General features: G+C 73.2%; 22 protein-coding genes. 9 read left to right on the forward strand and 13 right to left on the reverse strand.

The features are described from left to right. Positions 1-22: 22 nt before the first annotated feature. Positions 23-904, reverse strand: coding sequence for a TIGR03620 family F420-dependent LLM class oxidoreductase (locus AC0I8G_RS04840; RefSeq protein ID WP_471728911.1), 882 nt, complete (start codon positions 902-904; stop codon positions 23-25). A gap of 159 nt (positions 905-1,063) precedes the next feature. On the opposite strand from AC0I8G_RS04840, the gene AC0I8G_RS04845 reads away from it, so the two are divergent. The 3 genes from AC0I8G_RS04845 to AC0I8G_RS04855 all read left to right on the forward strand — a co-directional run bounded on the left by AC0I8G_RS04845 (position 1,064) and on the right by AC0I8G_RS04855 (position 5,308). Next, positions 1,064-3,301 (forward strand): putative bifunctional diguanylate cyclase/phosphodiesterase, encoded by a 2,238-nt coding sequence (locus tag AC0I8G_RS04845; RefSeq protein WP_471728912.1) that lies wholly within the window; start codon positions 1,064-1,066, stop codon positions 3,299-3,301. 82 nt (positions 3,302-3,383) lie between these two features. Beyond that, entirely contained in the window at positions 3,384-4,850 is a 1,467-nt protein-coding gene (locus AC0I8G_RS04850; protein WP_471728913.1) for a gamma-aminobutyraldehyde dehydrogenase, read from the forward strand. Between the two features lie 101 nt (positions 4,851-4,951). Further along, positions 4,952-5,308: a DUF3817 domain-containing protein gene (locus tag AC0I8G_RS04855; RefSeq protein ID WP_471728914.1), complete on the forward strand. Its 357-nt coding sequence runs from the start codon at positions 4,952-4,954 to the stop codon at positions 5,306-5,308. On the opposite strand, the gene AC0I8G_RS04860 is transcribed toward AC0I8G_RS04855, so the two are convergent. Together AC0I8G_RS04860 and AC0I8G_RS04865 are read right to left on the reverse strand one after the other, a co-directional pair. Then, complete coding sequence (locus tag AC0I8G_RS04860) at positions 5,253-6,578, reverse strand: reverse transcriptase family protein (protein WP_471728915.1); 1,326 nt, start codon at positions 6,576-6,578, stop codon at positions 5,253-5,255. The two genes, AC0I8G_RS04855 and AC0I8G_RS04860, sit on opposite strands and share 56 nt — an antisense overlap. A 217-nt stretch (positions 6,579-6,795) precedes the next feature. After that, on the reverse strand, positions 6,796-6,960 hold the full coding sequence (locus AC0I8G_RS04865; protein WP_380261835.1) for a hypothetical protein: 165 nt from the start codon (positions 6,958-6,960) through the stop codon (positions 6,796-6,798). A 107-nt stretch (positions 6,961-7,067) separates the two neighbouring features. Between AC0I8G_RS04865 and AC0I8G_RS04870 the strand changes: the two genes are divergently transcribed. From AC0I8G_RS04870 to AC0I8G_RS04880, 3 genes are all read left to right on the forward strand, one after another. After that, complete coding sequence (locus AC0I8G_RS04870; RefSeq protein WP_471728916.1) at positions 7,068-8,591, forward strand: ATP-dependent DNA ligase; 1,524 nt, start codon at positions 7,068-7,070, stop codon at positions 8,589-8,591. Positions 8,592-8,659: 68 nt separating this feature from the next. Continuing rightward, entirely contained in the window at positions 8,660-9,097 is a 438-nt protein-coding gene (locus AC0I8G_RS04875; protein ID WP_471728917.1) for a MarR family winged helix-turn-helix transcriptional regulator, read from the forward strand. 70 nt (positions 9,098-9,167) lie between these two features. Continuing rightward, positions 9,168-10,592: an MATE family efflux transporter gene (locus AC0I8G_RS04880; RefSeq protein ID WP_471728918.1), complete on the forward strand. Its 1,425-nt coding sequence runs from the start codon at positions 9,168-9,170 to the stop codon at positions 10,590-10,592. A 3-nt stretch (positions 10,593-10,595) separates the two neighbouring features. Here AC0I8G_RS04880 and AC0I8G_RS04885 read toward each other — a convergent pair whose 3' ends face one another. Next, on the reverse strand, positions 10,596-11,177 hold the full coding sequence (locus AC0I8G_RS04885; RefSeq protein ID WP_471728919.1) for an NYN domain-containing protein: 582 nt from the start codon (positions 11,175-11,177) through the stop codon (positions 10,596-10,598). A 130-nt stretch (positions 11,178-11,307) separates the two neighbouring features. Here AC0I8G_RS04885 and AC0I8G_RS04890 point away from each other — a divergent pair, with 130 nt between their 5' ends. Then, the gene (locus AC0I8G_RS04890; RefSeq protein ID WP_471728920.1) at positions 11,308-11,949 is read left to right on the forward strand and encodes an acyl-CoA-like ligand-binding transcription factor; all 642 of its coding nucleotides are present in this window, start codon (positions 11,308-11,310) and stop codon (positions 11,947-11,949) included. 4 nt (positions 11,950-11,953) lie between these two features. Here the strand turns inward: AC0I8G_RS04890 and AC0I8G_RS04895 are convergent, their stop codons facing one another. Continuing rightward, positions 11,954-12,730, reverse strand: a complete 777-nt coding sequence (locus AC0I8G_RS04895; protein ID WP_471728921.1) for an SDR family NAD(P)-dependent oxidoreductase — start codon at positions 12,728-12,730, stop codon at positions 11,954-11,956. A gap of 42 nt (positions 12,731-12,772) precedes the next feature. Between AC0I8G_RS04895 and AC0I8G_RS04900 the strand changes: the two genes are divergently transcribed. Next, positions 12,773-13,063, forward strand: coding sequence for a DUF1905 domain-containing protein (locus AC0I8G_RS04900; RefSeq protein WP_471728922.1), 291 nt, complete (start codon positions 12,773-12,775; stop codon positions 13,061-13,063). On the opposite strand, the gene rlmC is transcribed toward AC0I8G_RS04900, so the two are convergent. From rlmC to AC0I8G_RS04920, 4 genes are read right to left on the reverse strand one after another with little or no spacing between them, the layout of a single operon-like run. Next, positions 13,060-14,178: a 23S rRNA (uracil(747)-C(5))-methyltransferase RlmC gene (gene rlmC / locus AC0I8G_RS04905; RefSeq protein WP_471728923.1), complete on the reverse strand. Its 1,119-nt coding sequence runs from the start codon at positions 14,176-14,178 to the stop codon at positions 13,060-13,062. The two genes, AC0I8G_RS04900 and rlmC, sit on opposite strands and share 4 nt — an antisense overlap. 51 nt (positions 14,179-14,229) lie before the next feature. Next, positions 14,230-15,021: an alpha/beta fold hydrolase gene (locus tag AC0I8G_RS04910; RefSeq protein ID WP_471728924.1), complete on the reverse strand. Its 792-nt coding sequence runs from the start codon at positions 15,019-15,021 to the stop codon at positions 14,230-14,232. 9 nt (positions 15,022-15,030) lie between these two features. Then, entirely contained in the window at positions 15,031-15,876 is an 846-nt protein-coding gene (locus AC0I8G_RS04915) for an NAD-dependent protein deacetylase (protein WP_471728925.1), read from the reverse strand. Then, the gene (locus tag AC0I8G_RS04920) at positions 15,873-17,117 is read right to left on the reverse strand and encodes an MFS transporter (protein WP_471728926.1); all 1,245 of its coding nucleotides are present in this window, start codon (positions 17,115-17,117) and stop codon (positions 15,873-15,875) included. Before AC0I8G_RS04920 ends, AC0I8G_RS04915 begins: the two co-directional genes overlap by 4 nt. Positions 17,118-17,189: 72 nt before the next feature. Between AC0I8G_RS04920 and AC0I8G_RS04925 the strand changes: the two genes are divergently transcribed. After that, the gene (locus tag AC0I8G_RS04925; protein ID WP_471728927.1) at positions 17,190-18,101 is read left to right on the forward strand and encodes a LysR family transcriptional regulator; all 912 of its coding nucleotides are present in this window, start codon (positions 17,190-17,192) and stop codon (positions 18,099-18,101) included. Here AC0I8G_RS04925 and AC0I8G_RS04930 read toward each other — a convergent pair. From AC0I8G_RS04930 to AC0I8G_RS04945, 4 genes are all read right to left on the reverse strand, one after another. Next, positions 18,098-18,283, reverse strand: a complete 186-nt coding sequence (locus AC0I8G_RS04930; protein WP_328293461.1) for a hypothetical protein — start codon at positions 18,281-18,283, stop codon at positions 18,098-18,100. The two genes, AC0I8G_RS04925 and AC0I8G_RS04930, sit on opposite strands and share 4 nt — an antisense overlap. A 73-nt stretch (positions 18,284-18,356) precedes the next feature. Continuing rightward, positions 18,357-19,091 (reverse strand): SDR family oxidoreductase, encoded by a 735-nt coding sequence (locus AC0I8G_RS04935; protein ID WP_471728928.1) that lies wholly within the window; start codon positions 19,089-19,091, stop codon positions 18,357-18,359. A 47-nt stretch (positions 19,092-19,138) separates the two neighbouring features. Continuing rightward, complete coding sequence (locus AC0I8G_RS04940) at positions 19,139-20,014, reverse strand: AlkA N-terminal domain-containing protein (RefSeq protein WP_471728929.1); 876 nt, start codon at positions 20,012-20,014, stop codon at positions 19,139-19,141. Next, on the reverse strand, positions 20,011-21,420 hold the full coding sequence (locus AC0I8G_RS04945; RefSeq protein WP_471728930.1) for a DNA polymerase IV: 1,410 nt from the start codon (positions 21,418-21,420) through the stop codon (positions 20,011-20,013). The genes AC0I8G_RS04940 and AC0I8G_RS04945 overlap by 4 nt, the downstream gene beginning before the upstream one ends. Positions 21,421-21,424 lie beyond the last annotated feature (4 nt).

The following is a 21,424-nucleotide window of genomic DNA, read 5'->3' on the forward strand; positions in this document are numbered from 1 at the left end:
GCCGGAGCGGCGCCCGGTGACCTCAGCCGGCGAAGGCTTCCGCGAGCAGGCGGAACTGCTCGCGGGGGAAGTCTCCGCCGCCCCCGAGCACCTGCACGGGGACCTCGTCGGCCCCCGCCGTGAACTGCTCCTCGAGGCGCGCGGTGACCTGCTCGACCGTGCCCCAGGGGATGAGGGCGTCGATCGCCCGGTCGCTGCCGCCGTCCAGCAGGTCCGCGTCGCCCCAGCCGAACCTGCGCAGGTTGTTCGTGTAGTTCGGCAGGGCCAGGTACATGGACGCGTACTCCCGGGCGATCGCCCGCGCCCTCGACGGGTCGGTCTCCAGCACGACGGCCACCTCCGGGGCCAGCAACGGCTCGGGGCCGAGGGCCTCGCGCGCTGACACCGTGTGCTCGACGGTCGTGAAGTACGGGTGGGCCCCGGCCGCCCGGGTCCGCGCCAGCTCCAGCATCTTCGGGCCGAGCGCCGCCAGGACCCGCCGGTCCGTGGGAACCGACGGCGACAGCGCGTCGAGCTGGTCGAGGTACTCCGCCGTCCGGGTGAAGGGCTTCTCGTAGGACCGCCCCTGCCCCTCGACGGCGGGGGCGTGGGAGTTCCCGAGCCCCAGCAGGAACCGTCCCGGGTGGTCGCGCTCGAGGTCCGCGAACGCCGCGGCGGACTGCGCCGGGGTGGCCGTCCAGATGCTCACGATGCCGCTCGCGACACCCAGCGAGGTGGTCGCCGACAGCAGTTCACCGAACGCGGGGAGGATCCCCGGCTCGAAACCGCCGGAGAACCACAGCCGCGCGAACCCCAGCTCCTCGACCTCCGCGGCGACCTCGCGGGCCTCCGCCACGCGGGTCGGGTCCTGCCAGGGGCCGCCGCCCCAGAGGCTCAGCCGGCGGGGGGTCGTGGATGCGCTCATGTCGGCGCCAACCCCGGGCCCCCCACGGGGTGTTCCCGTCACCCACCGTGTCCACCACCGGGGGTGCACCCCCGATCGGGCGAATGAGTCGGCCCCGGGACCCGCCGATACGTCAGGTGATCCCGGGCTTCTGGGAGTGGGGACGTCCAAGGGGAGCCGATGTCGAAGCGCGCCGTCGTGGTGCCGGCCGTCCTGGGCCTCCTCAGCGTCGCCGTCGCGTTCCTGCCCGACGCGACGGGTCCCGGACCGGGGCTCGTCGCCGCCTTCGTCCACGCCGCCGCCCTGCTCGTGACCGCGCTGGGGGTGCGCCGGCACCGACCGACCCTGCCGCAGGCCTGGGGGGTCGTCATCGCCCTGGTGACCACCGGCCTCGTCGCCGCCGTCGCCGTCGTCCTCCGCCCGGGCGACCTCGGGGTCGCCCGCTGGGGGGTCGTCGGCGTCCAGGTCGTCGGCCTCGCCCTGGTGCCGTTCGTGGTCCGGACGCTGCGCCGCGAGGAGTCGTCGCGCGTGACCTGGCCGGACGTCCTCCTCACCTCCTGCGGCGGCGGACTCGTCGTCGTGCAGGTCCTGGGGATGCTGCGCGAGACCGGACTCGGCGACGAACCGGCGGTCCTCATCGGCACGGCCGCCGACGTCGTCCTCGTCGTCGTCCTGCTCCGCATCCTCTCGACCCGCACCGGCATGGCCCCGGCCACCGCACTCGTGCTGCTCGCCTCCGGTGGGCTGCTCGCGATCGCCTCGTTGGTGACCGCCCGCGGCGACCTGCTCGGCCAGGCGCGCGTCCTGCCCGCGCTGGAGTGCCTCGCCATGGTGCTGCTCGCCACCGCCGCGTCGCACCCGAGCATGCGCCACTTCGGAACCCCCCACGCCGGCGGCACCCTGCGCCGCGACGGGATGCGCCTGCTCACCGTCGTCCCGGTGTTCCTCGCCGTACCCGTGCTGTGGGTCCTCGGGAACCTGCACGTCCTCCCCGACGTCGCCGTCCAGGTCGTGGCGCCCAGCGGCTACGTCCTCGCCTGCGCCGGTGTCGCCCTCGCCTCGCTCGCGGTGCGCCGGGCGGAACGCAGCGCCGACCGCGACCCGCTCACCGACCTGGTCAACCGCCGGGGTCTGCCCAGCGCCACCCGCGGGCTGCAGCAGCGCCTGCGCGGCGAGGACCTGCACCTGTGCCTGGTCGACCTCGACGACTTCAAGCAGATCAACGACACCCGCGGCCACGCCGTCGGCGACGCCCTGCTCGTCGAGGTCTCGCACCGGCTGCGACGGGCCGTCGGGGTGCGCGGCGTCGTCTCGCGCACCGGCGGCGACGAGTTCATCGTCGTCTGCTGGACCGCGCCCGACGACGAGGAGGGACCGGCCGACCTGATGCTCACGGCCCTCGACGCACCCTTCGAGTTCAGCGGTCTGCCGTACCAGGTCAGCGCCAGCATCGGCATCGCACCGCTCCCCGCCGGGGTGACCCTCGAGGTCGCCCTCGTCGACGCCGACATCGCGATGTACGCGGCGAAGCAGGCCGGCAAGGGCCGCGCCCAGGTCTACCGGCCCGAACTGCGTGAACGGGTCCTCGGCGGGCTCACCATGCAGCAGGAACTCCGCCGGTTGTTGCTGCACGACGGGTCCCCCGTGGACGTCGGCGAACTGGTCGTCGTGCACCAGCCGATCGTCGAACTCGGTGAGGGGTCGTCCGTGCGCATCGTGGGGGTCGAGGCGCTCGTCCGCTGGCGCCACCCGCGTGCGGGGCTCCTGATGCCCGACGAGTTCCTCCACCACGCCGAGGCGGCCGGTCTCGGGGCCCGCCTCGACGAGCACGTCGCGACGCGCGCGGTGCGCCACCTCGCGCAGTGGGACGCCCTCGGTGTCCCGCCGCTGCACCTCGCCGTGAACCTCGGGGTCGGCAGCCTGCACCGCCACGGCCTCGCCCGGTGGATGACCACCCTGGCCGCCGCGCACGGCATCGCCCCCGAACGGATCCACCTCGAGATCACCGAGCACGAGGAACTCCCCGACGACCCCCGCATCGCGGAGTCGTTGCGCGAGACCGTTGCCGCGGGGTTCCAGCTCGACCTCGACGACTTCGGCATCGGCTACACCTCGCTGTCCTACATGCGCCGGTTCCCGATCTCGACCGTCAAGCTCGACCGTTCGCTGACGACGCTGGTGACCAGTGGGGACACGTCGCTGCTCGAGGGCATCGCGGCCCTGTGCCGGGCGATGGACCTGCGGATCCTCGCCGAAGGCGTCGAACGCTCCGAGCAGCTGGGACCGCTGCTGGCCCTCGGCGTCCACCGCGCCCAGGGGCACTGGTTCGGGAGCGCCATGGCGGCCGATGACGTCCCCGGTCTCGTGCAGCGCACGCACGCCGAGGACGGCCAGGAGAGCGACGGCGTCCTGATCTGACGGTCGTCCCCGACCCGCTCTTCCGCGCGATCCGTCGATCAGGCAGTCTGACGCCCACGAATCCGCACCCGAGGAGCCTCTCGTGGACGACTTCCAGTACATCGACGGATCCCGCAGGACCGGCGGCGGGCAGCAGCTCGTCGTCGAGGACCCCGCCACCGGTGCGGTGATCGCCACGGGTGCCGCCGCGACCGCGGCCGACGTGGCCGAGGCCGTCGCCTCCTCGGCGAGGGCCTTCACCGGGTGGTCGCGCAGCACCCCCGCCGCCCGGGCCGAGGTCCTCGCGACCGCCGCCCGACTGCTGGCGGAACGGAGCGAGGAGTTCGCCGCCGCCGAGACCGCGCAGACCGGCAAGACGCTGCGGATGTCGCGCGAGTTCGACGTCCCCGGCAGCGTCGACAACACGGTGTTCTTCGCCGGCGCCGCCCGGGTGCTGGAGGGCAGGGCGGCCGGCGAGTACGACGGCGACCACACCTCCTACGTGCGCCGCGAACCCCTCGGCGTGATCGGGTCGATCGCCCCGTGGAACTACCCGCTGCAGATGGCCGCGTGGAAGGTCCTGCCGGCGCTCGCCGCGGGCAACAGCGTCGTCCTGAAACCCGCCGAGAACACGCCGCTGACGACCCTGCTGTTCGCCGAGGTCTTCAGCGCCGCCGGCCTTCCCGACGGGGTCTTCAACGTCGTCACCGGGACCGGGCCGGAGGCCGGGGAGGCCCTGGTCGGCGACGCGCGGGTCGCCATGAGCTCGTTCACCGGTTCCACCGCGGTGGGGCGACGGGTCATGGAGGTGGCCTCGCGCACCGGCAAGCGCGTCCACCTCGAACTCGGCGGCAAGGCCCCGTTCGTCGTGTTCGACGACGCCGACCTCGAGGCCGCCGCCCAGGGAGCGGTCGCGGCCTCCCTCGTCAACGCGGGCCAGGACTGCACCGCGGCCACCCGTGCCTACGTGCAGCGGCCGTTGTTCGACGACTTCGTGGCCCGGACCGCGGAACTCATGGCCGGGGTCCGCGTCGGGTCCCCGACGGACCCCGCCACCGACATGGGCTCCCTCATCCACGTCCGCCAGCGCGACGAGGTCGCCGGGATGGTCGAGCGGGCCGTCGACGCGGGGGCGAAGGTCGTGACCGGGGGCCACGCGCCGTCCGGTCCGGGCGCGTTCTACTCCCCCACGCTGCTGGTCGGCGCGGCGCAGGACTCCGAGATCGTGCAGGAGGAGGTGTTCGGTCCGGTGCTGGTCGCCCTGCCCTTCGACACCGACGACGAGGGCCTCGCCCTCGCCAACGACACGCCCTTCGGGCTGGCGGCCTCGGCCTGGACGCAGAACGTCTACCGCTCGATGCGGGCCAGTGCGGAACTGCGCGCCGGGTGCGTGTGGATCAACGACCACATCCCGATCATCAGCGAGATGCCGCACGGTGGGGTGAAGGCGTCGGGCTTCGGCAAGGACATGTCCACCTACTCCCTCGACGAGTACACGGCCGTCAAGCACGTGATGTTCGACCGCACGGGCACCGCCCGCAAGGAGTGGCACCGGACCGTCTTCTCCTGACCGGGCCGCTCGGGGTGAGGGATCACACACCGGGGGCGGTCCGGGGGTCTCCTACGGGGCGTCAGACTTGGGGGAACGACCCCGCCAGGAGGAGGATCCCCATGCCGTCCGGGCCGCTCGCCGCCCGCTGGTTCCGCGTGATCGCGACGTTCGAGGCGATCTCGTGGACCGCGCTGCTCGTCGCGATGTTCCTGAAGTGGATCGTGAAGGCCCCGCACGAGGGGGGTGTCCCGGTGGTCGGGATGATCCACGGCGTGGGCTTCGTGATCTACCTGATCTCCACGGTGTGGGCGTCCGTCCGGCTGCGCTGGACGCGCCGGACCACGCTCGTCGGTCTCGTCGCCGGCATCCCGCCGTTCGGCACGATCGTCTTCGAGCGCCGGCTCGTCCGCCAGGGCCTGCTCACCACGCGATCTGGTCGAGGTTCCGACGCAGTCGGTTCCCCTTCGCGGGGTTGACGAACTCGACCCGGCTGACGCGCCCCTCCAGGTGGGCGCGGAAGTCGGGGTGCGCGGCCCGGTTCTGCGACGCCGGGCCGTGCACGACGCAGTTGTGCAGGACGGCCTTCAAGCGGTCGAACTCGTCCCGCGGGACGTTCGGGTGGTCGTTGACGACGAGCCCCGTCACCAGCTGACGGGCACCCCGGCCGCGGGTGCGGGTCTTCGCCGGGTTCAGGACGAAACCCTCGTCGGCGACGATGCAGCTCACCGAACGCGCCAACGCCGCCGGGTCGAGTCCGGTCGTGGAGGAGAACGTCAGGTCGTCGGCGTAGCGGGTGAACGTCGCCCCGACCGCCCGCGCGAGCCCGTCCAGACGCCGGTCCACCGCGTGCGCGCAGAGGTTCGCCAGTGCCGGTGAGGTGGGCGCCCCCTGCGGGAGGTGCGCCTGGGAGAGGTTGCGCCGCAACCGGAACCGCGCGTCGGCGGCTCCGCCGTCGGGCATCGTGCGCAGGACGGTCAACGGGGTCACGTGGGTCGTGAGTCCGGTGAGGACGTGGGCGACGGGTTCGGCGTAGCCCATCAACCGGAACCTGCCGTAGACCCGCGACGCCGGGACGGAGGCGAAGAACCCCTCCAGGTCGAAACGCACGACCGTGCGGGCCTGGACGTGGTCCCACGCCCCGGTCAGCGCGGACCGTCCGGGGACGAACCCGTGGGCGACGTCGTGGGCGGGCACCCGGTCGAGGACCTCGTGCAGGACCCGCCTCTGCAGGTGCTTCAGCCGGGGTTTCGGCGCCTCCAGCAGTCGCGGGACGCCGCGTTTCGCGGTCCACGCGGACCGGTAGTGGTGCAGCGCCCGGCCGGCGGCCCGGACCTGGTAGCGCCGCAGGTCCGCGAACCAGTCGAGGTGTTCCGGTTCGACCTCGAGGAACTCCGCGACGTCGAGGACGGTGTGCAGTTCGGGGACACCGAACCGGTTGCCGCGCATCCGGGTCGTCCCGACCGCCAGGTGCGCCATCCGCAGCGGGACCCCGCGCCTCGCGGCGGCGCGCTTCGCGCTCCCGTACGCGGTGCTGCGCAGGATGCAGGTGTGGAGTTCCCGCGGTGCGTCGTGCGGCGGTCGGTGGAACTGCCCGAGGACCGCGGCGGCGACCTTCGCGACCCACCCCGCCCTCGGCGACCCGACGGCGGCCCGACCGCGGTGCGTGAGGCCCTCGGGGGTCCAGGGCCCGTCGAGGAACGCGGCCGCCAGGGCGACGACGACGGCGTCGGCGGAACTGTCGGTCATGCGTGCGTGCGGTGGTACCGGGCGACCGGTCCTGTGCTGCGGGGACGAGGGCGCGCGGAGCGCGCTGACGTCCCTGCGACGTCGTGCCGAACCTCTCGTGCTGTCCCCGGGGTGACCCCGGAGCTGCTCGACCGGCGTCGGTGCACCGACGCTCGACGAGCCCTCTCGCCCCGGCACCACCGCACCCCGACACGATCACACACGGCCGGGCGTCCTGTCAGTCCTTCGGGTCCCGTCCCCGGTCGGCGTCGCGGTGACCGTCTCGCACGGCGGCGCGCACGACCCGGTAGAGGAGGTAGACCACCACCGCCAGCACGACGAGCCCCAGCAGCAGCGGGAGGACGATCAGGACGGCCGGGTGGTCGACCAGGTTGCGGAACACGTGCACCTCCGGGGTGGGACAAGATCACCGACCCTGCCACGGATCGGTGCGGACCGGAAGGCACCCTCGGGAGGACCGTCCCGCGGGGCCGGGGGCAGGATGATCCCGTGCTGCTCGCCGACGTCGTCGCCACCTCGACCACCGTCGCCGCCACCCGCTCGCGGACGGCGAAGGTGGCCGCCCTCGCCGACCTGCTGGGACGGCTGGACCGCGACGACACCGACCGGGCCGCCGTGGTCGCCTCCTACCTCGGCGGCAGCCTGCGCCAGCGCAGGACGGGTCTGGGGTGGCGCGGGCTCAGCGCTCTCCCCGACCCGGCCGAGGCGGCGTCGCTGACCGTCGACGACGTGCACCACCGCTTCGAGAGCATCTCGGCCCTGGGCGGGGCCGGTTCCGCGGCGAAGCGTTCCGCCGCCGTGGACGACCTCTTCGCCCGGGCGACCGCCGACGAGCAGCGCTGGCTCCGGGGCGTCGTGACCGGGGAACTGCGCCAGGGGGCGCTGGACGCGCTGGTCCAGGACGCCGCGGCGGTCGTCGCCGGGGTTCCCGGACCGGACGTGCGGCGCGCCGCGATGCTGGCGGGTTCGACCGTCGACGCCGTCGTCGCCGCCCTGCACGGCGGCGCCGGGGAACTCGCCGGTTTCCGGCTGCACGTCGGCCGGCCCCTGCTGCCGATGCTCGCCTCGAGCGCGACGTCGGTCGCCGAAGCGGTCGGGGGTCTCACCGGCGAGGTGGCGGTGGACACCAAGCTGGACGGCATCCGGATCCAGGTGCACCGCGGTCCCGAGGGGATCCGGATCGCGACCAGGACGTTGGACGACATCACCACCCGGTTGCCGGAGGTCGTCGAGATCGTCCGGGAACTCCCCGCGCGCGAGTTCGTCCTCGACGGCGAGGCCCTGGCGCTCGGTGACGACGGCCGGCCGAAGGCGTTCCAGGACACCGCGTCCCGGACCGCTCAGACGTCGGGGACGATCGTCACCCCGTACTTCTTCGACGTGCTGCACCTCGACGGCGTCGACCTCCTCGACGTCCCGCTGCGCGAGCGGCTCGACGCCCTCGACGGTCTCGTCCCGCAACGCTGGCGGGTTCCCCGCCTGGTGACCGCCGATGCGGAGGCGGCGAGCGGGTTCGCGGACGACGTCGTCGCCGCCGGTCACGAGGGTGTCGTGGTGAAGGACCTGGGCTCCCGCTACGCGGCGGGTCGTCGCGGGGGCGCCTGGGTGAAGGTGAAACCCGTCCACACCCTCGACCTCGTGGTGCTGGCCGTCGAGAAGGGTTCCGGCCGCCGTACGGGGTGGCTCTCGAACATCCACCTCGGTGCCCGCGATCCGGAGACCGGCGGTTTCGTCATGCTGGGCAAGACGTTCAAGGGGATGACCGACGAGGTGCTGACCTGGCAGACCGCGCGGTTCCGCGACCTGCAGACGGAGGACCCCCGCAACGACACGGGCCACGTCGTGAGCGTCCGGCCCGAGCAGGTCGTCGAGATCGCCTTCGACGGCCTGCAGCGCTCGACCCGCTACCCCGGCGGGGTGGCCCTGCGCTTCGCGCGGGTCGTCCGGTACCGCGACGACAAGACGGCGGACGAGGCCGACACCCTGGAGACGGTCCTGAAGCTCGCGCGCTGACCGGCGAGGGGGTGGTCCGGTCAGTTCGAGGGTTGACAGTTAGAGATCTAACAGTTAGCGTTCTGACCATGGACGCACCCGAGCTCACCAGCACCCTCGACCTGGTCCGCTGGATCGGGTGGGCTCAGCGCAAGGCGGGCGAGGACTGGATCCGGGCCCGCGAGGTCAGTCACGAGCAGGCCTTCGTGCTCGGCTACCTCACCCAGAACCCGGGGGCGATCCAACGCGACCTCGCGGAGATCACCCGGACCAGTGCCGCGAGCGTCTCGAGCCTGCTCAAGGGACTCGAGGCCCGCGGTCTCGTCGAGCGACGCACGGTGCCCGGCGACGAACGCAGCAAACGCGCCTTCGTCACCCCGGCCGGCTCCGAGGTGATCGCGGGCTTCGACACCGCCATGGCCGCGGCCGACGAGACGATCCTCGCTCCGCTCGACCCGGCCGAGCGGGACGCCCTGCACGCCCTGCTCGCCAAGATCACCGCCGACCTGGAACGTCCCTCCCGCTAGTCCGCCACCTCCTGCGACGCGCCCACCCCGGTCGGCGTGCGCTCCACCCTGCCCGGAAACGGAGCCCGCCGTGAACCCACCCGACACCTCCCCGGAGGTGGGCACCAACCGCTGGTACCTCACCTCCGCCCCGATCGTCAGCGCGCTCCTGCACCTGTGCGTGCCGATGGCCGCCGCGCTGATCGTCGGCGCGCTCTACAACGTCGTGAACGCCGGCTTCATCGGCTCCCAGCACGACACCGCCCTCCTCGCCGCCGTGACCCTCGGATCGCCTGTCCTCGGCCTGGTCATGGCCGTCGGGAACGTCTTCGGCGTGGGCGGCGGGGCGCTCGTGTCCCGCCTGCTCGGTGCGGCCGAGAACGACCCCACCCAGGCCGCCGGGATCAGGCGCGCCTCCTCCTTCGCCCTCTGGGGTTCCGTCGTCGTCGGGATCGTCGTCGCCGTCCTCGGGCTGCTCCTGCTGCACCCCCTGGTGATCCTGCTCGGCGCCGACGCGACCGCCCTGCACGCGACGCGGGAGTTCGTGGCCGTCCTGCTCGCGTTCGTGCCCGTGCTCGCCGCGGCGATGTGCCTGGAACAACTCGTCCGGGCCGAGGGCGCGTCCCGCACCGTCATGGTGGGGCTCATCGCCTCGACCGTCGCGAACGTCGCCTTCGACGCCCTGTTCATCCTCGTCCTGCACCGGGGCGTGGCCGGGGCCGCCCTCGCGACCGGCCTCGCGAACCTCGTCACGGTCGTCTACTTCGCGATCTGGCTCACCCGCAACAGCGACCACGTCAGCCTCGCCCCGAAGTGGTTCACCCTCGCCGGTGACGTCGTGAGACCCGTTCTGGGAGTGGGGGTCGGGGAACTCCTGCAGGCGGCGTTCCTCATCGTCACGTCGCTGGTCCTGAACAACCTCGCCGCGAACTACGGTGACGGCCCGCTGGCCGCCATGGGCGTCGCGGTCCGCATCGCCCAGGTTCCGGAGTTCCTCGTCATGGGCGTCACCCTCGGCGTCCTGCCGCTGCTCGCCCACTCCTTCGGCCGGGGCGACCGGAACCGGTTGTCCGCGGCCGTGCGCGGTTCCGCCGTGACCGTCGGCGGGATCGCGCTGGTCTTCGCGGTGACGGTGTTCGTCCTGCGCGACCAGGTGTTCTCCGCGTTCGTCTCCGACCCTTCGGTCCTCTCCATCGGCGCCACGATCATCACCGCTCAGCTCGTCGCGATGGTCGCCAACGGGTTCACCGGGCTCATCACCTCGCTGTTCCAGGCGACGGGCAAGGCCGTGCCCGCGACGGTCATGTCGCTGACGCAGGGCGTCCTGTTCGTCCCGACCGTGGTCCTGTTCCACGTCTGGTTCGGGCTGAGCGGGATCGTCTGGGCGCTGACCGTCACCGAGGTGGCGGTGCTCCTGGCCGGGATCGTGCTGTGGTTCGTGTTCCGCGCCTCGATCGACCGCGGCCTCGCCGAGGGCAGCCCGGAACGGGCCGGGGCCGTCCTCGACGAGGGGTGAACCTCAGAGGTAGCGCAACGGGTCGAAGTCCGCGAGGGGGATGATCCGGACCCGCGGCAGCACGACGTTGAACGCGCGGACGTCGTCCTCGAGGTCGAAGACCTTCAGCCCGCGCTCGTGCAGCCCGGCGTACTGGGAGTTCATGAACTCCCGGAACCCGACCATCCCGACGAGGCGGTCGCCGGTGAGCAGCCGGTCGATCTGGGGCAGGAAGTCGACGTCGTGGCTGCCGAGCAGCACGTCGCCGTCGCGGTCGACGAGGGCGTCCAGCGTGCGCTGGATGCCGATGTCGACGACCTTCTCGCCCGGACCGCCGGCCAGCGGGATCGGCTGGTAGCCCAGCGCCAGCAGGGCCTGCACGAAGGACATCGGCAGGTGCCCGGAGGAGGCGTTGAGGAAGAACAGACCCTTGGCGGGCTGCTGGAACGTGGTGCGGGCGAAGTCCATCAGCCGCTCCCAGCGCGGCCGCTGCTCCGGGGCGGGGCGTCCCTCGAGGATCGACGCACCCAGCGTCGCGTCGATGTTCTCGCCGTCGACGACCACGTAGGTCGTCCGCTCCACCGCACCGGTCGTCACAGTCACCACGGTGCGAGGTTATGGCATCGACGGCTCCCGCGGTCCCGAGCGTGGTCGACACCCGTCGACGACCGTTCGTCCGGTGGACAGCTCCCCCGGAGTGACTCCGGATGCGGGTGCTTGTGGCACGCTGTCGGACGTGAGTGAGCAACAGGTGGAGACCCCCGCCCCACGCCGCGGACGCCCTCCGGCCTCCTCCCGCGAGGAGATCGAGACCGTTGCGGTGGAGTTGTTCCTGCGCAAGGGTTTTGAGGAGACGACCCTGGCGGAGATCACCGCCGGGGCCGGGGTGAGCAAGACGAGCTTCTTCCGGTACTTCCCCTCGAAAGCCTCGATCGTCTGGTGGCGCTTCGACGAGTACACCCAAGGTTTCGCCGGGCTGCTCGACGAGGCGGTCGCCCGCGAGGACGCGACCCTCGACCTCGTCCGGGGGGCCGTCCTCGGCGCCCTGTACCGGGTGATCGACGGCCAGGGCATGTGGATGCAGCGCTTCCGGGTCATCGACGAGTCCACCGAACTGCGTTCGGGGGAGTCGGAGCAGTGGGCGCGCTGGCGCGAGCACGTCGCCTCGTTCGTGGCCCACCGCCACGACATGGCCGTCCTCGACATCGCCCCGCAGGCCGTCGCGGGGGCCGTGCACGCGGCCTACCTCTCGGTGCTGCGCCGCTGGCTGGCCGTCGAGCACCCCACCGAGGAGCTGGTGCCCGAGCTCGACCGGGACCTGCAGCCGCTCTGCACCGTCCTGCAGGGGTGGCTGGACGGGACCGCGACGCCGTCCTGAGGACTCACAGGATCGTGTAGCCCCCGTCGACGACCAGGGTCTGACCGACGACGTAGCTCGACGCCGAGCTCGCGAGGAACGCCACGGCGTTCGCGACGTCCTCGGGTCGGCCGAGGTCGCCGGCGGGGATGCGGGAGCGCCACTCCGCGACGCGCTCGGGCAGGTTCTCCACGTCCCAGCGGGTCATCTCGGTCCGGACGTAGCCCGGCGAGACGGCGTTGACCCGCACACCGAACCCGATCCACTCCAGCGCGAGCGAGCGCATCAGGGACTCGACCGCGGCCTTCGACGCGTTGTAGGCGCTCTGGCGCTGCGGGACGTTGACGATCCGTCCGGAGATCGACCCCACGACGACGACGCTGCCGCCCCGGTCGGCGTCCCGGCACGTCCGCGCGAAGGCCTGGGCCACGAGCAGCGTCCCCGTCACGTTGACGGCCATGACCTGCTCGAGCCGTTCCCGGGTGACGTCGAAGGCGTCGTCGTTGCCGGGGATGCCGGCCGCCGTCACCAGCACCGAAGGCAGCCCCAGCGTGGCTGCGACCTCGGCGACCGCGGCCGTCACGGCGTCGGGGTCGGTGATGTCGACCGCCAGGCCGAGGGTGGTGACCCCGTGCTCGGTCGCGAGGCGCGCCGCCGCGTCGGTCACCTCGGGACGCAGGTCCAGCAGCGCCACCGACGCCCCCGACCGCGCCAGCCGCTGCGCGCACGCGAAGCCGATGCCCCGTCCACCACCGGTGACGATCGCCACGCGACCCGCCAGGTCCCCCAGGAAGTCCTCCACACCCCGATCCTGCCGGAACTCCCGGTCGGGGAGGATGCGGGCATGGAGTTCGGGTTCTCGGCGCGGTTGTGGCGGTGGGAGGCGCGGACGGAGCTGTGGGTGTTCGTGAGCCTGCCGGGAGAGCTGAGCGAGGAGGTCCGGGACGTCCCGCGACCGCGGTCCGGTTTCGGCGCCGTCCCCGTCCGGGTCACCTGCGGCCGCTCCACGTGGACGACGTCGATCTTCCCCGGCGTCACCGAGACCTACGTCCTGCCCGTGAAGAAGTCCGTCCGCACGAAGGAGGGGCTCGAGCTCGGCGATCTGGCCGAGTTCCGCCTGGAAGTGCTGGGCTAGGCGCGTTCCAGCAGCGTGACGACCTCGACGTGCTGGGTGTTGGGGAACATGTCGAGCATCCTGGCCCGCACCGGTCGCAGCGACGGCATGGCCGCGAGGTCCTTCGCGAGCGTCACGGGGTTGCAGCTGGAGTACACGACGTAGCGGACGCCGGAGGTCTCCAGCCACCCGCTGAGCTCGGCGCCGATCCCCCGCCGGGGCGGGTTCACGACGACGAGTTCCGGCGGTTCCGGCGCGTCGAGGGCGAACCTGGTCGCGTCGCCGACGGCGAACTCGACGTCGGGCAGACCGACGGCGGCGGCGCGGGCGCTCTCGACCGCCTCGGCGCTCACCTCGATCCCGGTCACCGCTCGACCCGGTACCGCGCAGTGCAGCGCGAACCCACCCACCCCGCAGTAGAGGTCCCACAGGCTCGCGGGGGCGACCTCGTCGACCCAGCGCGCCACCTGGGCGTAGAGCTCCTGCGCGACCAGGGAGTTCGTCTGGAAGAAGCTCTGCGGGCGCAGGTCGAGGTCGACGGAACCCATCGGCATCCGCAACGTCGTGCGCTCGGTGAGGGGGATCTCGACGTCCCCCTCGACGACGGCCTTGTGCTCGGGCAGCAGGTTGGCGGTCGCGACGGTGATCTGCGGAGCCTGCGTCAGCAGCCAGGGCAGGTGCTTGCGCAGGGCGGCCACCCGGTCCTGGGACCGCAGCACGAAGCGGACCATCTGCTCACCCGTCGGGGACTCGGTGACCAGGACGTACTTGAGTTCCCCCCGGCGGCGGGGGACGTCGTAGGGCACCAGCCCGGCGCGGGTGACGAACCGGGCCAGCACCGGCAGGACGTCGCGGATGCCGGGGGCGCAGACGACGCACTCGCGCAGGTCGACGCCTCGTCCCGCCGCGTCGAGGATGCCCAGCGTCGGCCGCTCGAGCGTGCCGCCGGCGACCATCTTCGCCTTGTTCCGGTACCCGGCCTCCGGGCTGCGGGCGCTCGGCAGCCAGCGCAGGCCGTCGTGGTCGGCGAGCAGCTCGCGGCAGTGTTCTTCCTTGTCCCGCACCTGGTCCGGGTACGGGAGCTCGATCAGGGTGCAGGAGCGACACACGTGGGCGTCGTAGTAGTCACACTGCATGGCCCCTCCAGTGTAGGAGGGGTCCGCCGACGCGGAGACCCGCTGAGCGCGTCAGGGGGTGAGCTCGATCCGTTCCAGCCAGTCGGCGACCAGCGCCCGGCACGCCGCGGGGCGGTCGAGCAGCGCGTTGTGACCGGCGGTGTCCAGCACGGCGAACGTCGCCCGCGGGTACTGCTCGAGCTGCGCCAGCGGGTCGCGGTAGCCGGTCATGTCGTCCTGCCGGCCGGTCACGACCAGGGAGGGACGAGCGAACACCGCCCGAGGTTCGACGCTGAGCGCGTAGTTCTGCTCGATCGCCTCCAGCGAACCGGGTTGCAGGCTCCGCACCCCGGCGAGCACGGTCGCGGAGAACGCGGCGAAGTTCTCGGCCGTCTGCACCACCGAGACCTGCTCGTACTCGGCGCGGTCACCGGGGTCGAGACCTGCGAGGAGGTCGGGGTCGTGGACCAGCACGGGTCGCGGCGGCAGGTCGCGGCGGGTCCGGTCGGCGACCACCGCGGGGCAGAGCAGGCCCATCCCGAGGACCTGCGCGGCCCGGCGTTCCACCAGACCCCGGGTCAGCATCCCGCCCCAGGAGTTCCCCAGGACGGCGAACCGCCGGTCGCCGAGTTCGGCACCCACGAACCCGTCGAGCTGGTCCAGCACGGCGTCACTGCCGTCGATCCCCGGGTGCCAGCGGTTCTCCCCCGATCCCGGGAGGTCGACGTACCAGCGTTCCCAGGTCCCGTCGAGGTGCGGGTCGGCGGTGAAGAGCTGTTCCAGCGGCAGCAGAGCCCGGTGGTCGACCCCCGCCCCGTGGATCAGCACCAGCGGGGTTCCCCGGCCTTCGCGACGTGCCAGCACCCGGCCATGCTAGACCGCCGCGGTGACCCCCAACCGGCCCAGGAGTTCCGGCAGGACCTCCTGCAGCGCAGCGTCGACCTTCAGCGTGGCCTTCTCGTCGCCCCGGGTCGGGCCGGCGGTGACGATCGCGACGGGCTGGGCGTTCTTCGCCGCGTGCAGCACGAACCGGTACCCGGACATGACGGCGAGGGAGGACCCGAGGACGAGCAGCACGCGGGCGGCGTCGAGGAGTTCGAAGGACCGCGCGACCCGGTCCTTGGGGACGGTCTCCCCGAAGAACACGACGTCCGCCTTGAGCGCGTCCTCGCCGCACCGGCGGCAGGCCACCGTGATGAAACCCTCGAGCTGGGCGTCGCTCAGGTCGGCGTCGCCGTCGGGGTTCAGCGCGTGCAGTTCCTCCACCCGGGCACCGAACCCCGGGTTCGCCTCCGCCAGCCGCACGGCGAGTTCGGCGCGGGCCGTGACCTCGGCGCAGTTCAGGCAGACCACCCGGTCGAGGTTCCCGTGCAGTTCCACGACCTCCCGCGTGCCGGCGGCCAGGTCGAGGCCGTCGACGTTCTGGGTGATCGTCCCGGTCACGAGACCGGCTCGTTCCAGGGCCGCGACGGCCCGGTGGGCCTCGTTGGGACGGGCGCGCCGGAAGTGCTCCCAGCCGACGTGGCTGCGCCCCCAGTAGCGACGACGGGCCTCGGCGGAACCCGTGAACTCCTGGTAGGTCATCGGCGTGTGCCGGGTCAGCGACCCGTTGGGCCCCCGGTAATCGGGGATCCCGGAGCCGGTGGACATCCCGGCCCCCTCGAGGACGAGGACCCGCCCGTCGGCGAGCAGGTCTGCGAGCGGGGCGAGGTCGGTCACGCGACCATGCTGCCGCGCGTGTCCTCAGCGCGCAGGGTGAGGGTCGCCAGCAGCGCCGCGGCGACCACCAGGGCCACGACCACCCCGACCACGACGCCCCAGCCGCCATCGGCGAACGCGAACCCGCCGAGCCAGCCGACGACGCTCGACCCGGCGTAGTAGGCGAAGGTGTAGAGCGCGGAGGCCTGGGCCCGGAACCGCGGGCGGGCGCGCGCCCCGACCCAGCCGCTGGCGACGGCGTGCGCGGCGAAGAACCCGGCCGTGAGCAGCACCAGCCCCGCGACGACCACGACGATCGAGCTCGACAGCGTCAGCAACGCCCCGAGCACGAACACGGCGGCGGAGCCGACGAGGACGCGCAACCGGCCCCGCCCCGCGAGGCGACCGGCGAGCGAGGAACTGGCCGTGCCCGCCAGGTACACGACGAACAGCAACCCGACGACGGCCTGGGACAGCGAGAACGGCGGTTCCAGCAGGCGGAAGCCGAGGTAGTTGTAGACCGTGACGAACGCCCCCATCAGCAGCAGGGCCTGGGCGTAGAGGACGAGCAGTCCCCGGTCGGAGAGCGCACCCCGCACCCGGACGGCCAGCGAGGGACCGGCCACGCGGGCGGTGCGCACGAAACCCCGTGAGCGCGGGACGACGAGGCAGAACAGGACCGTCGCGGCGACCCCGACGAACGCGACGGCGGCCACGCCCCACCGCCACCCGAGCACGTCGGCGACGCTGGAGGAGACGATCCGGCCGGTCAGCCCGCCGACGGAGTTCCCCGAGACGTAGGCCCCCGCGGCGAGCGCGACCTCACGGGCGTGGACCTCCTCGGCCAGGTAGGCCATGGCCACGGCGGGCAGTCCCCCGAGCGCGGCCCCCTGCAGCGCGCGCAGCACCAGCAGCGGAGCGAGACCGCCGGCCAGCGGGACGGCGAGCCCGAACAAGGTCGCGGCGACGATCGAGACGACCATGGCCGGCACCCGCCCGAGCCGGTCGGCGACGGCGCTCCAGCCGAGCACCGAGACCGCGAGCGCCCCCGTCGCGACCGAGACGCCGAGGGCGGAGCGGGACGCGTCGAGGTGGAGCCCGGTGGCCAGGGCGGGGAGGACGGCCTGCACGGAGTAGAGCTGGGCGAAGGTGGCGACCCCTGCGGCGAAGAGGGCGATGACGACGCGGCGGTACCCGGGGGTCCCGCGTTCGTGACCGGCCCACGGTCGCGTGTCGGGGCGGGTGCGGTCGTCGAGGCTCACCCCTCGACGGTAGGAACACCGCACCGATGCGTCCAATGCATGAAGCGGTTCGAACTCATGCACACTTCGAGGGTGAAGGACGCACTCCGCGAGCTGGTGGGCCCGCTGCAGGTGCTGGTGGCCGTCGCCGAGCACGAGCACGTCACCCGCGCCGCGCACGCCCTGGGCCTGCAGCAGCCGACCGTCAGCCGGACCCTCGCGCGGGTCCAGGACGCGGTCGGGGTCCCGCTCCTCGTGCCGGACGGGCGCGGGGTCCGCCTCACCGCCGCAGGTCGCGCACTGGCCGACGTGGCGGCGCGGGCGCTCGCCGACCTCGACCGCGGGATCCGGGCCGTCCGCGACGACGACTCCCCCACCACGGGCCGGATCGCGCTCGGCTTCCTGCACACGCTGGGGGCGGCCGCGGTCCCGGCGCTGGTGCGGGCGTTCCGCCAGGACCACCCCGGCGTCCGCTTCCAGCTGCACCAGGGCGCGGCCGGGGCGGTGCTCGACCAGCTCACGGCCGGCGAGGTCGACCTGGTGCTGACGTCACCGGTGCCGCGGCGACCCGGGTTGGCCTGCGCGGCCCTGGTCGACCAGCCGTTGGTCCTCGCGGTGCCGGGGGACCACCCGCTCGGGGTGCCCGGGCCGATCGCGCTGACCGCCGTGGCCGACGAGGAGTTCGTGCTCTTCGAACCGGGCTACGGCCTGCGCGAGACGGTGGAGGCGATGTTCGCGCAGGCCGGGATCGTGCCCCGGATCGCGTTCGAGGGCCAGGACGCGCACACCCTCCGCGGCCTGGTCGCCGCGGGACTGGGTGTCGCGGTGGTCCCGGCCGCCCACCCGGGAACCTCCGAGGCCTTCGTCGGGGTGGTGGAACGACCGCTGCAGGGACCGTCGTCGACCCGGACGCTGGGTCTGGTGTGGCGCGACGAACCCCTGCCGCGGGTGACGGCGGCGTTCCGCGACAGCGTGCTCGCGCGGCCGCACCTGCTCCTGCCCTAGCGGTCCCGGCCCTCCCGGCGGCGGGACTGCGCGATGGTGATGACGCCCCCGCCGGCGGCACCGAAGGCGCCCCAGGCCCACAGGTCCTGCCCGCGGGCGAGCAGGACCAGCCCGACGACGACGAGGACCAGCAGCACGAGGTACTGGCCGAGGCGACGGCGGGAGCGTCGGTCCTGGTTCACGGGGATCTCCTGGCTGGGGAAGCGGTCCGACCGGGTGGTCGTGCGGCCAGTGTCCCAGCCGCGACGGGCCCGCTCAGCGACCGCCGCTGACGTCGATGGTCGTCCCGGTCACGTAGCTCGCGGCGTCGGAGAGCAACCAGACGACGGCCTCGGCGACCTCGCCCGGTTCCCCGCCCCGGCCGAGGGGGACGTTCTTCTGCAGCCGTTCGACGCGGCCGGGTTCGCCGGAACCGGCGTGGATGTCGGTGCGGATCAGACCGGGCCGCACCCCGACGACGCGGATCCCGTCCTCGGCGACCTCCTGGGCGAGGCCGACGGTCAGGGTGTCGACGGCGCCCTTGGAGGCGGCGTAGTCGACGTACTCCCCGGCGCTGCCCAGGACCGCCGCACGGGAGGAGACGTTGACGATGGTGCCGCCGCCGGTGCTGCTCATGCGTCGCACGGCCTCGCGGGCGCAGAGGAAGGCACCGACGACGTTGACCTCGAGCACCCGCCGGATCCGGTCCACGTCCATGTCGACGACCCGCGACTGCCGGCCGGTGATGCCGGCGTTGTTGACCAGACCGACGACGGGGCCGAGTTCCTCGGCCCGGTTGAACAGGCGCCGCACGTCGGACTCGATCGAGACGTCGGCCTGCACCGCGAGGCTCTCGGTCCCGAGGTCGGCGGCGGAGGCGGCGATGACGTCCGCGGCCTCTCGGTGCGTGGAGTAGCTGAAGCACGTCCGGATCCCGCGGGCCGCGAGCGCCTGCACGACCGCCGCACCGATCCCGCGACTACCGCCTGTGACCACCACGGTTCCGTTCACGGACGCACCGTAGTGGGAACACCGCCGGTGTGGCGATCTTGTGACGGTCAGGGCGCGAAGACCTCCGCCGTCCACAGGTGCAGCAGGGCGTAGCCCCGCCACGGCCGCCACGGCTCCGCCCGCGCCACGGCCGCCTTCGCGCTCATCCCGCCGAGCGCCCGCCGGAGCACGAGGTCACCGGAGAGGAAGGCGTCGGAGTCACCGAAGACGCGCAGCGCGACGTAGTCCGCCGTCCACGGCCCGATGCCGGGCAGGGCGAGGAGTTCGGCGTGGGCCGCCGCCGCCCGGACCGGGTCGAGCGCCGCGGCCTCGAGGTCGAGACCGTCCGCGATCGCCGTCGCGAGGGTGTGCAGGGTGCGGGCCCGGGCGCCGGTGATCCCGGTGACGGCCTGGATCCCCTCGGCACCGGCCGCGGCCAGCGCCTGCGGTCCGGGGAAGGCGACCAGGGTGTCCACCCGTGTCCCGTACGCCGCGACGAGGCGCCCGGCGAACGTGCAGGCCGCGGCGAGGGAGACCTGCTGGCCGAGGACGGTGAGCACGGCCGTCTCGGCGCCGACGACGGCGCGCGGGAACCGCAGCCCGGGGCGGGCCGCGACGAGGGGCGCGAGGAGCGGGTCCGCACCCAGCCACGCCTCGGCGCTGACGTGGTCCGCGTCGAGGTCCAGCCAGCGGCGGACGAGGGGGATCACCTCGTCGACGACGTCACCCGGAGCGCCCAGGACGACCGTCGCGCACCGCGGCGACGTGCCGAGGTCGATCCGGACCTCCACCGGACCGCGACGGGTCGGGACCACCCGTTCGTGCACCCCGTCGAGGTGCCGTTCGGCCCCGGGGACGACGTGGGCGCGCAGGAACCGGCGCAGCGGATCGGCCGCCAGGCCGCCGGGGACCTCCAGGAGCCGCTGGGCGACCGCAGGTCTCACGACGGTTCCGGGGTGAACACGGGCGGGTCGGCGGGGGCCAGGTCGGGGTCGTCGTCGCGGAACGTCCGGATGCGTCCGACCGGGGTGTGCGGGCCCTCGAACCGGACGGTCACCCGGCCCGCGCCGGAACCCTGCACCCAGCCGGCGCCGAACCCGGTGTGCGTGACGTCCTGCCCCGGGCGCCACCCCGTCGCGGCGGGCGGGCCGTAGGGTTCCGGCGAACCGCCCTCCACGACGCCTTGCAAGCCCTCCGGCTCGTCCTCGTCGGGCAGGGTTTCCGGGTCCTCCTCGATCTCGGCGAGCAGGTCGATCTGGCTGTACTCCGAGAGCCCCGAGACCCCCACGCCCAGCAGGCGCACCCCGTCGGCGACGTCGATCGCGTCGAGGAGTTCGGTGGCGTGGTGGCTGATCTCCTTCGCGGAACTGCTCGCGTGCGGCAGGGTCCGGGAGCGGTTCAGGGTGCTGAAGTCGTAGCGGCGGACCTTGATCGTGATGGTCCGCCCCGACACCCCCGACGTCGCCAGCCGGACCGCGACCCGGTCGGCCATCCGCCGGATCCGCTCGTCGAGGTCCGCCCGGTCGGTGAGGTCGACCGCGAACGTCTCCTCCGCCGAGACCGACTTCGCCTCGCGTTCGGAGACCACGGGCCGCGGATCGACCCCGCGGGCGAAGGCGAGCAACCCGCTGCCGTGCGCCTTCCCCAGCATCCGGACCAGTTCCCGCTCGTCCGCGGCCGCGAGGTCCCCGATGGTCTTCAACCCCGACCGGATCAACCGGTCCCCCGTCACCGCACCCACGCCGGGGATCTTCCGCACGCTCATCGGCGCCAGCAGCGCCTCCTGCTCGGCCGGGGGCACGACGACGAGGGCGTCGGGTTTGCGCAGGTCCGAGGCGATCTTGGCCACGAGCTTGCTGGCCCCCACCCCGACCGAGACGGTCAGGCCGGTGCGGTGGCGGACGTCGGCCCGGAAGCGCTCCGCGATGTCGGTGACCGCGGCGACGTCGAGGCCCTCGTGGACGGCCGAGAGGTCGACGAACGCCTCGTCGAAGGACAACGGCTCGACGAGCGGGGACAGTGCGTGCGCGAGCTCCATGACCTGGTGCGAGACCGTCCGGTACGCCTCGAAGCGACCCGCGAGGTAGGCGGCGTTCGGGCAGAGCCGCCGTGCGCGCGCCGTCGGCATCGCCGACCCGATCCCGAAGACCCGGGCCTCGTAGCTGGCCGTGGCCACGACCCCCCGGCCACCGGTGCCGCCCACGACGACGGGCTTGCCGCGCAGGGAGGGCTTGTCGCGCTGCTCGACGGCGGCGAAGAACGCGTCGAGGTCGAGGTGCATGACGCTCGGGCGGGTGGGATCGGGACGACCACCCCGCAGCGGTACCCGCTCCCCCACCTCCGCACTCACCCCC

This window comes from Kineococcus sp. AC630 (genome assembly GCF_979255925.1).

Coding starts and splice junctions, on each gene's coding strand:
- AC0I8G_RS04840 (WP_471728911.1), bottom strand. CDS start 904: ATGAGCGCATCCACGACCCCCCGCCGGCTGAGCCTCTGGGGCGGCGGC.
- AC0I8G_RS04845 (WP_471728912.1), top strand. CDS start 1,064: ATGTCGAAGCGCGCCGTCGTGGTGCCGGCCGTCCTGGGCCTCCTCAGC.
- AC0I8G_RS04855 (WP_471728914.1), top strand. CDS start 4,952: ATGCCGTCCGGGCCGCTCGCCGCCCGCTGGTTCCGCGTGATCGCGACG.
- AC0I8G_RS04860 (WP_471728915.1), bottom strand. CDS start 6,578: ATGACCGACAGTTCCGCCGACGCCGTCGTCGTCGCCCTGGCGGCCGCG.
- AC0I8G_RS04875 (WP_471728917.1), top strand. CDS start 8,660: ATGGACGCACCCGAGCTCACCAGCACCCTCGACCTGGTCCGCTGGATC.
- AC0I8G_RS04900 (WP_471728922.1), top strand. CDS start 12,773: ATGGAGTTCGGGTTCTCGGCGCGGTTGTGGCGGTGGGAGGCGCGGACG.
- rlmC (WP_471728923.1), bottom strand. CDS start 14,178: ATGCAGTGTGACTACTACGACGCCCACGTGTGTCGCTCCTGCACCCTG.